The following is a 14098-nucleotide window of genomic DNA, read 5'->3' on the forward strand; positions in this document are numbered from 1 at the left end:
GCTTTCATGTTTGCTGCCATGTATTGAGGGATTTCCCCTAATCCTGCACTTTCGTTCTGCCGGGCACAGCATTTGCGTGTAAATTTATTTACATAGATCGACGCACCGGGAAAGTGCCTTTTCATTGTGGCTCCCGGTTCATACAGAAAACCCTCGCTCAAGACATGTCCGACGGCCAGACGATTTCCGAACGCATTGCCCGCGCCATGCCCACACTGACGCCTGCACATCAGCGCATGGCGAACTACGTGCTGGACAACCTGTTCCGCGCCGCGACGATGCGTATCGACGAGTTCGCCACGGCCGTGGATGTCTCGGTGGCCACCGCCAACCGTTTCGCCAAGGCATTGGGCTTCGACGGCTATCCGCAGTTCCGCGCCGAGTTGGTGCGCGGTTTCGAAGCCACGCTGGCCCCGGTGGAGCGGCTGCGCGACGAACTGGCGCGTCCGACCACGGTGGGCGAGGTTTTCGCCGCTGCGCTGGAAGACGGCGCGCGCAACCTCGAACAGACACGCCGCAACCTCGACGCCGATGCCGTCGAGCGTGCCTGCGATGCGATCCTTGGCGCCCAGCGTGTCTACGTGATGGGCTTCGGCGCCAGTGGCTTCCTGTCCGGGCTGATGCAGCACGGGCTGGAAATGCACTGCCGCATGGTCACGTCGGTCTCCACCGTCGGTGGCGCCTCGCATGCGGCGCGGCAGTTGTTCAAGCTGACGCCCGAAGACCTGGTCATCGTGGTGGCGTTTCCGCGCTACGTGACCGACACGATGCTGCTGGCGCAGCGCGTCAAGGCACACGGCGGCCGGCTGCTGGCGCTGACCGATGGCCCGACATCGCCGCTGGCGCCGCTGGCCGATATCGCGCTCTACGCCAATGCCGGCAATCGCCTTTCCGCCAACTCCGACGCCACCGTGCTGGCGCTGATCGAGGCGCTGTGTGGCGCCGTGGCCTACCGTTCCGCGCGCTCCGTGAAGGCGGCGGCCGAGATGACCGAATTCCTGCTGCCGTGGCTGTACGGCGCGCCCGGTGCGCGCGATGGCCGCACTGCATCGAAAACCCAAGACTGAAGTAGAAGGACCTATGTCTCAAGCTGTTATTGCCATCCACGGCGGCGCCGGCACGATTACCCGTGCGGCCATGGACCCCCAGCGCGAACGCGAGTACACCGCGGCGCTGGAGCAGGTATTGCTGGCCGGCCAGCGCGTGCTGGCCGATGGCGGCAGTGCGCTCGACGCCGTGACCGAAGCCGTGCGGCTGCTCGAAGAGTGCCCGCTGTTCAATGCCGGCCGTGGCGCTGTGCTGACGCACGCCGGCACCTACGAACTCGATGCCTCGGTCATGGATGGCGCCACGCTGAACGCGGGTGCCGTGGCCTGCGTCAAGCGCCTGCGCAACCCGGTGCTGGCGGCGCGCGCGGTGCTGGAGCACAGCGAACACGTGTTGTTCGCGGCCGAAGGTGCCGAGGCGTTTGCCGAAGCGCAAGGCCTGGAACTCGTCTCGCCGGAATACTTCTTTACGCAGGCACGGCATGACCAGTGGCTGCGCGCCCGCGAAACCGCCGGCATGGCGCTGCTCGATCATGACGCGGCAACGCTGGCTGCGAAGGCGGCCCAGGCAGCTGATCCGCTCGACGCGGACAAGAAATTCGGTACGGTCGGTGCAGTGGCGTGCGATGCCAACGGCAACGTGGCGGCGGCTACCTCGACGGGCGGCGTGACCAACAAGCAGGTGGGCCGAGTGGGCGACACGCCGCTGCTGGGCGCTGGCTGCTATGCCGACGATTTCGCGGCGGTCTCCTGCACGGGCACCGGCGAGATGTTCATTCGTACTTCGGCGGCGTTCGATGTGTCGGCGCAGATGCGCTACGCGGGGCTGTCGCTGGAGGAATCGGCGCGGCGCGTGGTCATGGAAAAGCTGCCGGCCATTCAGGGCCGTGGCGGCCTGATCGCGGTGGATCGCGCGGGCAACGTTACGCTGCCTTTCAACACCGAAGGCATGTACCGCGGCGTGGCCCGCGTGGGTGAACCGGTCAACGTCTGGATTTACGGCTGATATGGCGAATACAGTTTCAAAGCAGGGCATTGTGCTGCCGCCCAATCGTGCGGTGGCGGTGGACAACCTGACCGTGCGATTTTCCACGTCGGAGCGGACGGTGGAGGCGGTGCGCAACTTGTCCTTCCACGTCGACCGTGGCGAGACGCTGGCCGTGGTCGGTGAATCGGGATCGGGCAAATCGGTCACGTCGCTGGCGCTGATGCGTCTGGTGGAGCACGGCGGCGGCAAGATCGCGGGCGGCAGCATGCTCCTGCGTCGCCGTAGCGGCGAGGTGCTGGATCTGGTCAACTCGTCCGAAGCGACGCTGCGCGGTGCGCGTGGTTCGGACATGGCGATGATTTTCCAGGAGCCGATGACGTCGCTGAACCCGGTGTTCCCGGTGGGCGAGCAGATCGCCGAATCGATCCGGCTGCACCAGGGCAAGTCCAAGTCCGCCGCGCGGGCCGAGGCATTGCGCATGCTCGAACTGGTGCGTATTCCCGAGGCGCGCCGCGTGCTGGACCGCTTCCCGCATCAACTTTCGGGCGGCATGCGTCAGCGCGTGATGATCGCCATGGCGCTGTCGTGCAAGCCGGCGCTGCTGATTGCCGATGAGCCGACCACCGCGCTGGACGTGACGATCCAGGCCGAAATCCTGCAACTGATCCGCAACCTGCAGTCCGAGATGGACATGGGCGTGGTCTTCATCACCCACGACATGGGCGTGGTGGCCGAAGTGGCGGACCGCGTGCTGGTGATGTTCCGTGGCGAGAAAGTGGAAGAGGGCACGTCCGACGATGTGTTCCACGCTCCGGCCCATCCATATACGCGCGCGCTGCTGTCGGCCGTGCCGAAGCTCGGCGCGATGTCGGGCACCGACCTGCCCGCGCGTTTCCCGCTGGTGCAGGTCAATGACGCGGCTGCGCCGGTCAAGGAACTGCCGCAGGACACGATTCCCGCCGGTGCCCAGCCGATCCTTCGCGTGAAGGATCTGGTCACGCGCTTCGACGTGCCGGGCGGCCTGTTCGGCAAGGTCACGCGCCGCGTGCATGCGGTGGAGCAGGTCAGCTTCGATCTCTATCCGGGCGAAACGCTCGCGCTGGTGGGCGAGTCGGGCTGCGGCAAGTCCACGACAGGCCGTTCGCTGCTGCGTCTGGTGGATGCGCAGAGCGGCACCATCGAATTCGCCGGCCAGAACATCAGCCAGATGCAGGGCCCGGCGTTGCAGGCACTGCGCCGCAATATCCAGTTCATCTTCCAGGACCCGTACGCATCGCTCGATCCGCGCGTGCCGGTGGGTTACTCGATCATGGAACCGCTGCTGGTGCACAAGGTAGCCAGCGGCAAGGAAGCCGAAGCCCGTGTGGCGTGGCTGCTGGAGAAGGTGGGTTTGACGGCGGCACATGCCTCGCGCTATCCGCACGAGTTCTCGGGCGGCCAGCGCCAGCGGATCTGTATCGCGCGCGCACTCGCACTGAATCCGAAAGTGGTGGTGGCCGATGAATCGGTTTCCGCGCTGGACGTATCGATCCAGGCGCAGATCGTCAACCTGATGCTCGACCTGCAGCGCGAGCTGGGCGTGGCCTTTCTGTTCATCTCGCATGACATGGCCGTGGTGGAGCGCGTCAGCCATCGCGTGGCGGTCATGTATCTGGGCCAGATCGTCGAGATCGGCCCGCGCCGCGCGATCTTCGAGAATCCGCAGCACCCGTACACGAAGAAGCTGATGTCTGCAGTACCCATCGCCGATCCGGCGCGCCGCCATCTGAAGCGCGAGCCGTTGTCCGATGAAATTCCCAGCCCGATCCGCGCGGTTGGCGACGAACCGGTGGTGCAGCCACTGGTAGCCGTTGCTGGCAGCGGGGCGCAAGGGCACTTTGTAGCCCGGCACGCCGTTGGCGGCGCCTATTGATTTGCAGTCCCTGAATTTCCCTAGAGGAGAAGAGATGTCGAAGGTTTCTTTCCGGCTGATGGCCGGTGCTGCCGCAGTGGGCGCGATGGGCATGATGGCCGCCGCGCCGGCCTTTGCCGCCAAGGATGCGGTGATGGCCGTGTATTCCACGTTCACCACGCTGGACCCGTACGATGCCAACGACACGCTGTCGCAGGCCGCTACCAAATCGTTCTACCAGGGCCTGTTCGGTTTCGACAAGGACCTGAAGCTCATCAACGTGCTGGCCGAAAGCTATGACGTGAGCAAGGACGGCCTGGTTTACACGTTCAAGCTCAAGAAGAACGTGAAGTTCCATGACGGCACCACGTTCGATGCCACCGCGGTCAAGGCCAACTTCGATCGCGTGACCGATCCGGCCAACAAGCTCAAGCGCTACACGCTGTTCAACCGCGTGGCCAAGACCGAAGTGGTGGATCAGTACACCGCTCGCGTGACGCTCAAGGAGCCGTTCTCGCCGTTCATCAACGTGCTGGCTCACCCGTCGGCGGTGATGATCAGCCCGACCGCGCTGAAGAAGTACGGCAAGGACATCGCCTTCAACCCGGTGGGTACGGGCCCGTTCGAGTTCGTCGAATGGAAGCAGACCGATTACCTGAAGGGCAAGAAATTCGCAGGCTACTGGAAGACCGGCTATCCGAAGATCGACACGATCACCTGGAAGCCCGTGGTGGACAACAACACGCGTTCGGCCGTGATGCAGACCGGCGAGGCTGACTTCGCGTTCAGCATCCCGTTCGAACAGGCTGCCGTGCTCAAGGCCAGCCCGAAGGTGGACCTGATCGACTCGCCGTCGATCATCCAGCGCTACCTGTCGTTCAACACCCAGGTCAAGCCGTTCAACGACCCGAAGGTGCGCCAGGCCATCAACTACGCGATCAACAAGGACGCGCTGGTCAAGGTGGCGTTCGCCGGCCATGCGATCCCGGCCGAGGGCGTGGTGCCCAAGGGCGTGGACTATGCCGAAAAGCTGGGCCCGTGGCCGTACAACCCGGCCAAGGCGCGCGAGCTGCTGAAGGAAGCCGGCTACCCGAACGGTTTCGAGACCACGCTGTGGTCGGCCTATAACCACACCACCGCGCAGAAGGTGATCCAGTTCGTGCAGCAGCAACTGCAGCAGGTTGGCATCAAGGCTCAGGTGCAGGCACTGGAAGCCGGCCAGCGCGTGGAGCGCGTGGAATCGGTGCAGAAGCCGGAAGACGCTGGCGTGCGCATGTACTACGTGGGCTGGTCGTCGTCGACCGGTGAATCGGACTGGGCGCTGCGTCCGCTGCTGGCCTCGGAATCGATGCCGCCCAAGCTGCTGAACACCGCGTACTACAAGAACGACCAGGTCGACGCCGACATCGCCGGCGCCCTGCGCACGACTGACCGCGCCGAGAAGTCGAAGCTGTACAAGGACGCGCAGGAACGCATCTGGAAGGACGCACCGTGGGCCTTCCTGGTGACCGAGAAAATCGTCTACGCACGCTCGAAGCGCCTGACCGGTGCCTTCGTGATGCCTGACGGCTCGTTCAACTTCGACGAGATCGATATCAAGCAGTAAGGAGTGGGTGGTTTTCTCCCGCTGTTGATTTTCTCCCCTCTCCCTCTGGGAGAGGGGCGGGGGTGAGGGCAGGCGGTGGTTGCGCGATATGCGTGATCGGTAGCGAAAGGCTTGCCCTCACCCCCAACCCCTCTCCCGCTCGCGGGAGAGGGGAGTAGTAAAGCGGTAGCAGTTTGCCGTTGCAGTAATAAGAGAAGTGGTAGCAGTACCCATAACAAGCTGTTGCTGTAAAGCGGTAAGCCGCGAGGCCGCCTGCCTGTGTATTGCGGGGTGAAAGGGCGGGCGGCCGCCGGCCTCAAATTTCTGTTTTCTGGTGTCAGATGCTGAATTATTTCCTCAAACGTTTCCTGGGCGTGATACCCACCATGCTGATCGTGGCGGTGTTGGTATTCCTGTTCGTCCACCTCTTGCCTGGCGATCCCGCACGGCTGGCTGCCGGCCCCGAGGCCGACCAGGCCACTGTGGAACTCGTCCGCAAGGATCTTGGACTCGACAAGCCCATGCACGAGCAGTTCGTGCATTTCTTCACGAATGCGTTGCGGGGGGAGTTCGGCACGTCGCTGCGCAGCAAGCGCCCCGTCTCCGAGGAGATCGGCGAACGCTTCCTGCCCACGCTTTACCTGACGCTGGCCTCGATGGTGTGGGCTGTCATCTTCGGCATGATCATCGGCATCACGTCGGCGGTGTGGCGTAACAAATGGCCGGACCGGTTGGGCATGACGCTGGCCGTCTCCGGTATCTCGTTCCCTGCCTTCGCGCTCGGCATGCTGCTGATGGAAGTGTTCTCGGTGCAACTGGGCTGGCTGCCGTCGATTGGCGCCGATACCTGGAAGCACTACATTCTGCCGTCGCTGACGCTGGGCGCCGCCGTGGCCGCCGTGATGGCGCGTTTCACGCGGGCTTCGTTCATCGAAGTGCTGCAGGAAGATTTTGTGCGCACCGCCCGTGCCAAGGGCGTGCGTGAAACCGTAGTGGTGGCCAAGCACACGCTGCGCAACGCCATGATTCCCGTGGTGACGATGATGGGCCTGCAGTTCGGCTTCCTGCTGGGCGGCTCGATCCTCGTGGAGAAGGTGTTCAACTGGCCGGGCCTGGGACGCCTGCTCGTGGACGCCGTGGAGATGCGCGACTATCCGGTCATCCAGGCCGAGGTCCTGCTGTTCTCGCTCGAATTCATCCTGATCAACCTGGTGGTGGACATGCTCTACACCGTGATCAACCCCACCATCCGCTACAAGTAAGGAGGCTGACATGACCGAGCTTTCCACGTCCGCCGCCGCACCGGTTTCCGCACCGGAAGCCGTACGTACCCCCTGGACCGAGTTCTGGCGCAAGTTCCGCCGCCAGCATCTGGCGCTGGGCGCGGGCGCCTTTGTACTGTTGCTGGTAGTGATTGCCGTGCTGGCACCGTACATTGCGCCGTTCGATCCCGAGAACTACTTCGACTACGATGCGCTGAACGCGGGCCCATCGATGGCGCACTGGATGGGTGTCGATTCGCTGGGCCGCGACATTTTCAGCCGCATCCTGGCAGGCACGCGCATCTCCCTGGCGGCCGGCTTCTTTTCCGTCATCATCGGCGCGATCATCGGCACGGTGCTCGGCCTGATGGCCGGCTACTACGAAGGCTGGTGGGATCGCATCGTCACGCGAATCTGCGACGTGCTGTTCGCTTTCCCCGGCATCCTGCTGGCGATTGCCATCGTGGCCATCCTGGGCAACGGCATGGTCAACGTGATCTTTGCCGTGGCGGTGTTCAGCGTGCCGGCGTTTGCGCGGCTCGTGCGCGGCAACACGCTGGTGCTCAAGCGCCTGACCTACGTGGAAGCTGCGCGCAGTATCGGCGCCTCGGACTTCACGATCCTGACGCGACATATCCTGCCCGGTACGGTCTCGTCGATCGTCGTGTACTTCTCGATGCGGATCGGTACGTCGATCATCACTGCCGCTGGCTTGTCGTTCCTCGGTCTCGGCGCGCAACCGCCTACGCCCGAATGGGGCGCGATGCTCAACGAAGCCCGTGCCGACATGGTCACCGCACCGCACGTTGCGATCTTCCCGAGCTTGGCCATCTTCCTGACCGTGCTCGCGTTCAACCTGCTTGGCGACGGTCTGCGCGATGCGCTGGACCCGAAGATCGATCGTCGCTGATTCCATGGCGGACGTTCCCAATGCGCCGGCTCCGGTAGTCGGCACGCTGCCCGCCGGGCCGCGCAACGCGATCACCGATGTAGCCGGCATCACGGTCGGGCACTGCACGCTGGCCGATGGCGCATGCCAGACCGGCGTGACCGTGATCCGTCCGCACGCGGGCGACGTGTACCGCGACAAGGTGCCGGCAGCGGCTACGGTGCTCAACGGTTTCGGCAAAAGCATCGGACTGGTGCAGGTGGACGAACTGGGTGTGCTGGAAACACCGCTGGCGCTGACCAACACGTTCTCGGTAGGCGCGCTGGCGCAGGCGCAGATCCGCGCCGCCATCGCGGCCAATCCCGAGATCGGCCGCGCGTGGCCCACGGTCAATCCGCTGGTCTTCGAATGCAATGATGGTTACCTGAACGATATCCAGGCCATGGCCGTGCTGGCGTCGCACTATGACGCGGCGCTTGCGGCGGCTGGGCAGGACGTGGAGCAGGGCGCAGTCGGGGCGGGGCGCGGGATGTCGTCGTTCGGGGCCAAGGGCGGCATCGGCACTGCATCGCGCATGGCCAGCGGCTATTCCGTCGGCGCACTGGTGCTGTCGAACTTTGGTACGCCGGATTCGCTGATCCTCGCGGGCCGTCCGCTTGGCGCGGTGCTCGAGAAGACATTGAAGCAACTGGCCGAACCCGAGAAGGGTTCGATCATCATGATCGTGGCCACCGATGCACCGCTCGACGCGAGGCAGTTGCGCCGCCTCTCGATGCGCGCCGGCACCGGGCTGGCGCGTACTGGTTCGGTCTACGGACACGGCTCGGGAGATATCGCGCTGGCATTCACCACGGCCTATACCGTTCCGCACGCTGCCGATGCACCGATGCCTGCCATGTCGATGGTGCATGAATCGAAACTCGATCCGCTGTTCCGCGCGGCCGCCGATAGCGTGGAGCAGGCCATCGTTCATGCACTGTGGCATGCCGAGACCGTACAGGGCCGCGATGGCCATATCCGCCGCGCACTGCGCGACATCCTGCAAGACCTGAACGCATGAAGATCCTGATTTCCGCCGATATCGAGGGCGTGGCTGGCGTGTTCCATCCGGAGCAGACGCGCGCTGGCAACGGCGAATACGAACGCGCCCGCGCATGGATGACCGGCGAGGCCAATGCCGCCGTGCAGGGCGCATTCGCCGGCGGTGCCACCGAAGTCCTCGTCAATGATTCGCATGGCGGCTTCCGTAACCTGCTGCCGGACCAGATCGATCCGCGCGCCCAACTCGTGCTCGGCAAGCCGCGTTACCTGAGCATGGTGGCTGGCGTGGAGCAGGATTGCGATGGCGTGTTCATGATCGGCTACCACGGCCGCGCGCAAAGCCGGGGCGTACTGGCCCACACGATCAACAGCGGCGCGTTTGCACGCGTCTGGTTCAACGGACTGGAACTGGGAGAGGCGGGCATTTATGCCGCCCTGGCAGGCGAGTTCGATGTGCCCGTACTGATGGCCAGCGGCGACGACGTGTTCATCGCCGAAACCCGCCCGCTGATGCCGTGGGTGCACTACGTACAGACCAAGACCGCCGGCGGGCAGGGCAGCGGCACATCGCTCTCACCCGCCGCCGCCCGCGAAGCGATCGCCGCCGCAGCCGAGACCGCCACACGCGCCGCCATCGCGCAACCCCAGGCGCGCTGCTTCGAACTGGCAGGCCCGATTACCTGCCGCCTGCAGACCCAGACCCCGGCCCACGCCGACCTGTTCTGCCAATGGCCCACCTTCGAACGCGTGGATGGCGTCACGCTAACCTTCACCGCCCCCAACGTGCAGGCCGCCGTGCGCATGCTGAACTGCTGCTCGGCGATGTCGTTCATGTTGAAGTAAATCGGTGCATGGGCCGAGGCATATCTAGTGCCTGGGCCTCATCGGCGAACACCACAAAAATACGAAATTCAACTGTATTTCGCTGCAGTTTGTGATGCGTTAGAAGAGGCCGTTTCAGCTATTTCATTTTCAGAAATTCCCCGGTAGCTTGCCGCGTTTGGATGTAGCTATCGAGGGATGTCATGACAACGGAAAGGCCGTTTTTCCTAACTGAAGCCGGTGGGCCCAAGCCACCAAGCGTGGTGTGGTGGGTCGCGTCGCTTCCGGTGTTTATTGCGGTTAACGCGGTAATCGTGCTGCTGATGTGGACGGCTGAACAACGAGTGGAAATGCCATGGTTGTGGCCCGGCACGCTGGGTGCGTCGGTGCTGGTCTGGCTGGGCCACTACGCCTTGCTGTGGCAAGACCATCGCAAGGCCAAAAGCGAGTTCGCCGAAGAATTGGCGGACCTTCGGGCGAAACGCGAGGAACCGGTCGAATCTTCTGCATCTATGCTCGCTATCATGGATGCAGCCTGCTGGACTGCCCTCGGTACCGAAGCGATAGCGGGGCAGATCGAGGGGGCCGGGGCGGCATTGCGGGTTCGAAAAATTGGTGTTGCTCCGGTGCGGCACACCCGTCTTGATCTCGCTGGAGAAGGTGGTCGGCTGGCGCGCATTCAGGCCATGCTTCCCATCGTGGTGGAGCGGATCGCAGACGCTGTGCGTCGGTTACCCGAGAGCCGGCAATTGGAGGTGCGTCTGATTGTCCCTTCGCCAACTCATCATGAAGTATTCCGACTTGCGTGGAACGCGTGCTGGCATGCGGCGGGCTTGCGGCCGGTGGAGGCAGAGATCGAGCCGTTGCCACACGGATCGATGACCTTGGATGGCTGGTTCGATGCTGACGGTGACGCTATGTCGGAGAAGTATGTGTTGCTCGTCGCCATTCAGCTTCATGAGGTGGAGATGGCGAACAGCGCCGAAGCTGTGGTCACGCTCCTGTTTGGCGAGATGCTGACCGCGATGCGGGATAACGTGGCGCCGCTCGCGCTTCTGCCTCCGATCGGTAATCCCGCTGTGGGAAATCTATCCGGCGCAGTGGGTGTCGCTTCGGCGTACAAGTCGCAGTATCTATGGGCGTATGGTTTGTCAGCGGACGACGAGCCCGCACTGCGCGCTGCTCGCAGACTTGATCGGATTGTTACGAAATTTAGGTCAGATCCCGTCAACATTCTCGATGTCGATGTGGCGCTGGGAAACGCCGGGGTGGCGGGGTTCTGGTTGACCATCGCCATGGCCGTGGCGCGTACGGTATCAACGGGTGAGTCGCAAGCGGTGGTGTCTCGGGAAGAGGAAGGATATCGGCTTGGTTCCGTATTTGGCTGCGGCAGCGGATCGCAACAGGAACCGAAGTAATACTGAGGTCGCCAGGCTCACGTCCCCGACGCGATTCGTCATGCCCATGCAGACCCCGAAAGCCTGACCCCTCGCGCAGCAATGGCGCCGACACCCGGCCCGACGCAGGTGGGCGGCCCCATCCGTTACCTGCTGCGGACAGAGGCGGGCCAGGGTCCGCTGGAGTTGCTGACGCTGCGCGGATTTGTATTGCCGACGCGCGTGTTTGCCACGCAATAACCGGAGAAACTGAGCGACCGTGGGACAATGGCGCCCGCCATCCTCAATTGCCACCCCACATGACCTCACCCCTGCCCGGGAGCTGGATTCCCGTTCGCAAGGATTTTGCCGATCCGACCACCACGCGTTGCCACGCACGCAGCGCGAAGGGCGGGCGGCATCACGGCTTTCCCGAGGGGCACGCGTGGATTCTGCGCGGGCCGGACGGCCACGAGTATCCCTTCGGTCTCGAATGCGCGCGGGCCGCGCTGGCGGTGCCGGCCACGCTCGACCAGATTCCCGACTTTACCGAGCGCGATGCCATCCAGCGCGTGGATGCGGCGTTCGCGACGCTGCCGCGCCGCAAGCCCACGGCGGCGGAGTTGGCGCTGGAACGGCGCAACGCCGCCACGCGCTATGTGGTGCTGCGGATGGACAAGGTAGCCGGCGTGCCGCGCGTGCAGCCGACCGTGAGGTTTGCGGCGCTCGAAGACCTGTATCAGCAGATCGTTGCCGGGCGTCCGCTGGAGCATGCGCAGGTGCAGCGCGTACTGGCTATCGAGCGCAGCGCGGCCACGCCGCCCAAGCTCAAGAGTGTGAACCTGCTCGACGTCTATACCGCGCACGTCAAGCTTGAATGGCTGATTGCCGCATCGAACCGTGTGGATCGCATACGTTTTCTGCGCAGCCTGCATGACTGGCTGGCCAGACATCTGGTGTTGTCCGCCGCGCAGATCGAGGCGGCCGGCATCGTCATGCATCCGCATGCATTCCGCTCGGCATGGCCCGACGATGGCGCGAAGGCCGAGAACGGCAACAAGACGAATGACCGGGGCAGGGGCGGAGCAAAGGAACTGTTCTAGCGCACGGCGGTCACCACATCGCACGCCGAATGGCGGTACATTGGCGGCATCCCCACTTGGCCCAGGCCCCGTCCCGCCATGCCAGCCAGTCCCGACGCATCCCTTGTTTCCCCTGTTTCTCAATATTTCGCGCGCTCGTACGCCGAGGCGAGAAAGAAGTTTCTGAATGCCGCCCACGCCTGCGGCGCCGCGCTGACCGAGTTTCCCCATCCCACCGAAATCGGCCATGAGGGCGAGGTACTGGCCATGGACGTGGCCTGGGTGGGCGATGCCGACGCGCCGCGCGTGCTGATGGTGACCTCTGGTACACATGGCGCGGAAGGGTTCTGCGGTGGCGGCGCGCAGGTGGCGCTGCTGGCCGATAGGGGGCTGCACGATGCGTGCCGCGCGGCAAATACCGCGCTGTTGCTGGTGCATGCGGTGAATCCGTACGGTTTCTCGCACTTGCGCCGCGTGAACGAGGACAACGTCGACCTCAATCGCAACTTCATGGATTTCGAGCAGCCATTGCCCGGCAATCCGGCCTATGCCGAGGTGGCGCCGCTGCTGCTGCCCCCGCAATGGCCGCCATCATGCGAAGACCACACGGCGCTGATGGCCACCGTGTCGCGCAAGGGCATGGCGTGGTATCAGGCGGCAGTCAGTGCGGGTCAATACCAGGACCCGGCAGGCATGTTCTTCGGCGGGCAGAAGGCAACGTGGAGCAACTACACGTTGCGGCGCATCCTGGCGCGCTTCGGCGCGGGGCGTCGGTCATTGCGCTGGATCGATGTACATACGGGACTCGGCCCGTGGGGCTATGGCGAGCCAATCTACATGGGCCCGGACGATGCGGGGCAGTTGCAGCGCACGCAGGCGATCTGGGGTAACGGCGTGACGTCGATCTACGATGGATCGTCAACATCCGCGAACCTGACCGGGCTGGCGTGGCTGGCGGTGCCGCAGACGCTGCCGGCGGTGGACTACGCTGGCGTGGCGCTGGAGTTCGGTACGCTGCCGCTGGCCGAGGTGCTTGACGCGCTGCGGGGCGATCACTGGCTTCATGTGCATCCGGAAGCCGACGAGAACCAGCGGGCGCTGATCCGGCGGGCAATGTGGCAGGCGTTCTACGGGGATGCCGATGACTGGCGCGAAGGTGTGGTGACGCAGGTTACCGACGCCGTGCACAAGGCGCTGCACGCGTAAGGTTGCGAGCGGGTTCACGCATCGGCGCCGCTTTCCTCAATCAGCCACTGGCGGAAGGCCCGCGCCGCGGCTGGCTCGGCGCGATCGCGCGGCCACACCGCGTAATAGCCGCCGCCCAGTGACGCACTGGCGTCGCAGGCGCGTACCAGCAGGCCCGTATCGAGGCACCGGTCGATCATATGGCGCCACGCCAGCACGATGCCCTGGCCTTCGATGGCCATTTGCACCAGCACCGGATAGGTGTTGGCCACGAGTTCGCGCTCGAAGCGCGTCTCGCGCAGGCCGTTGTGCGCGAACCAGGTCGGCCACGACATCCAGATGCGCTGCGCATCTTCCAGCACGAGCAGCGACTCCTTCGGCAGGTCGGCCGCGCGTAATTGGCGGCCTTCGAGATAGTGCGGCGCGCAGACCGGGAAGACCTCCTCGTCATACAGCCGTCGCGACGCCATGCCGCCTGGTGCTCCTTCGCGCAGGTAGTACAGGCCGATATCGAAATCGGTGCCCGATAGCGAAGCCAGGCTATCGTTGACCAACAGCCGCACGTGGAAGTCCGGATGCCGCGCCCGGAACGTTGCCAGCCGCGGTGTCAGCCACAGCACCGCTACGCCCGAGGAACACGCGACGGTCAGCTCGACCTGGCCCTTGCGCTTCATCACGTCCTCGGTGGCCTCCGCGCAGCCTACCAGCAGCCGCTGCACCTGCTCGGCGTATTGCTGCCCGCTGACGGTCAGTCGCAACGCACGCGGTTCGCGGATGAACAGCTTCTTGCCGAGGAATCGTTCGAGCTGCGCCACCTGGCGGCTGATCGCACTTTGCGTCAGATGGAGTTCGGAAGCAGCGCGGGTGAAACTGCCATGCCGCATCGCCGATTCGAAGGCAACGAGGCAGGCAAGCGGGGGAAGGGGGGTGA

Annotated in this window: 13 protein-coding genes; 12 read left to right on the forward strand and 1 reads right to left on the reverse strand. The window is 64.3% G+C overall.

Annotated features, from left to right (window positions below; translation table 11 throughout):
* Nucleotides 1-164: 164 nt before the first annotated feature.
* The 12 genes from FFS21_RS06125 to FFS21_RS06175 all read left to right on the forward strand — a co-directional run bounded on the left by FFS21_RS06125 (nt 165) and on the right by FFS21_RS06175 (nt 13188).
* On the forward strand, nt 165-1067 hold the full coding sequence (locus tag FFS21_RS06125; RefSeq protein ID WP_137924021.1) for a MurR/RpiR family transcriptional regulator: 903 nt from the start codon (nt 165-167) through the stop codon (nt 1065-1067).
* Between the two features lie 13 nt (nt 1068-1080).
* Nucleotides 1081-2052 carry an isoaspartyl peptidase/L-asparaginase family protein gene (locus tag FFS21_RS06130; RefSeq protein WP_137924022.1) on the forward strand — a complete coding sequence of 324 codons (972 nt, stop codon included), beginning with the start codon at nt 1081-1083 and terminating at the stop codon, nt 2050-2052.
* A 1-nt stretch (nt 2053) separates the two neighbouring features.
* Nucleotides 2054-3946 carry a dipeptide ABC transporter ATP-binding protein gene (locus FFS21_RS06135; RefSeq protein ID WP_137924023.1) on the forward strand — a complete coding sequence of 631 codons (1893 nt, stop codon included), beginning with the start codon at nt 2054-2056 and terminating at the stop codon, nt 3944-3946.
* Between the two features lie 58 nt (nt 3947-4004).
* On the forward strand, nt 4005-5531 hold the full coding sequence (gene gsiB, locus FFS21_RS06140) for a glutathione ABC transporter substrate-binding protein GsiB (RefSeq protein WP_370459304.1): 1527 nt from the start codon (nt 4005-4007) through the stop codon (nt 5529-5531).
* A 320-nt stretch (nt 5532-5851) separates the two neighbouring features.
* Entirely contained in the window at nt 5852-6772 is a 921-nt protein-coding gene (gene gsiC, locus FFS21_RS06145) for a glutathione ABC transporter permease GsiC (protein ID WP_137924025.1), read from the forward strand.
* Nucleotides 6773-6782: 10 nt separating this feature from the next.
* Nucleotides 6783-7682 (forward strand): glutathione ABC transporter permease GsiD, encoded by a 900-nt coding sequence (gene gsiD, locus FFS21_RS06150; protein ID WP_137924026.1) that lies wholly within the window; start codon nt 6783-6785, stop codon nt 7680-7682.
* Between the two features lie 4 nt (nt 7683-7686).
* The gene (locus FFS21_RS06155) at nt 7687-8721 is read left to right on the forward strand and encodes a DmpA family aminopeptidase (protein WP_137924027.1); all 1035 of its coding nucleotides are present in this window, start codon (nt 7687-7689) and stop codon (nt 8719-8721) included.
* On the forward strand, nt 8718-9545 hold the full coding sequence (locus tag FFS21_RS06160) for a M55 family metallopeptidase (RefSeq protein ID WP_137924028.1): 828 nt from the start codon (nt 8718-8720) through the stop codon (nt 9543-9545). The genes FFS21_RS06155 and FFS21_RS06160 overlap by 4 nt, the downstream gene beginning before the upstream one ends.
* Nucleotides 9546-9727: 182 nt before the next feature.
* Nucleotides 9728-10942 carry a KPHS_23130 family T6SS system protein gene (locus tag FFS21_RS06165; RefSeq protein ID WP_137924029.1) on the forward strand — a complete coding sequence of 405 codons (1215 nt, stop codon included), beginning with the start codon at nt 9728-9730 and terminating at the stop codon, nt 10940-10942.
* Between the two features lie 81 nt (nt 10943-11023).
* A complete protein-coding gene (locus FFS21_RS31950) occupies nt 11024-11161 on the forward strand; it encodes a hypothetical protein (protein WP_171020332.1) in 138 nt (45 codons plus the stop codon).
* A gap of 59 nt (nt 11162-11220) precedes the next feature.
* The gene (locus tag FFS21_RS06170; protein ID WP_137924030.1) at nt 11221-12003 is read left to right on the forward strand and encodes a hypothetical protein; all 783 of its coding nucleotides are present in this window, start codon (nt 11221-11223) and stop codon (nt 12001-12003) included.
* Nucleotides 12004-12081: 78 nt separating this feature from the next.
* The gene (locus tag FFS21_RS06175; protein ID WP_137924031.1) at nt 12082-13188 is read left to right on the forward strand and encodes a M14 family metallopeptidase; all 1107 of its coding nucleotides are present in this window, start codon (nt 12082-12084) and stop codon (nt 13186-13188) included.
* A 14-nt stretch (nt 13189-13202) separates the two neighbouring features.
* Here FFS21_RS06175 and FFS21_RS06180 read toward each other — a convergent pair.
* Nucleotides 13203-14098 (reverse strand): LysR substrate-binding domain-containing protein (locus FFS21_RS06180; RefSeq protein WP_249359182.1); only part of this gene is annotated, 896 nt, incomplete at its 5' end.

The sequence above is a fragment of the Cupriavidus sp. 2SB genome, assembly GCF_005503625.1.
GTDB lineage: Bacteria > Pseudomonadota > Gammaproteobacteria > Burkholderiales > Burkholderiaceae > Cupriavidus.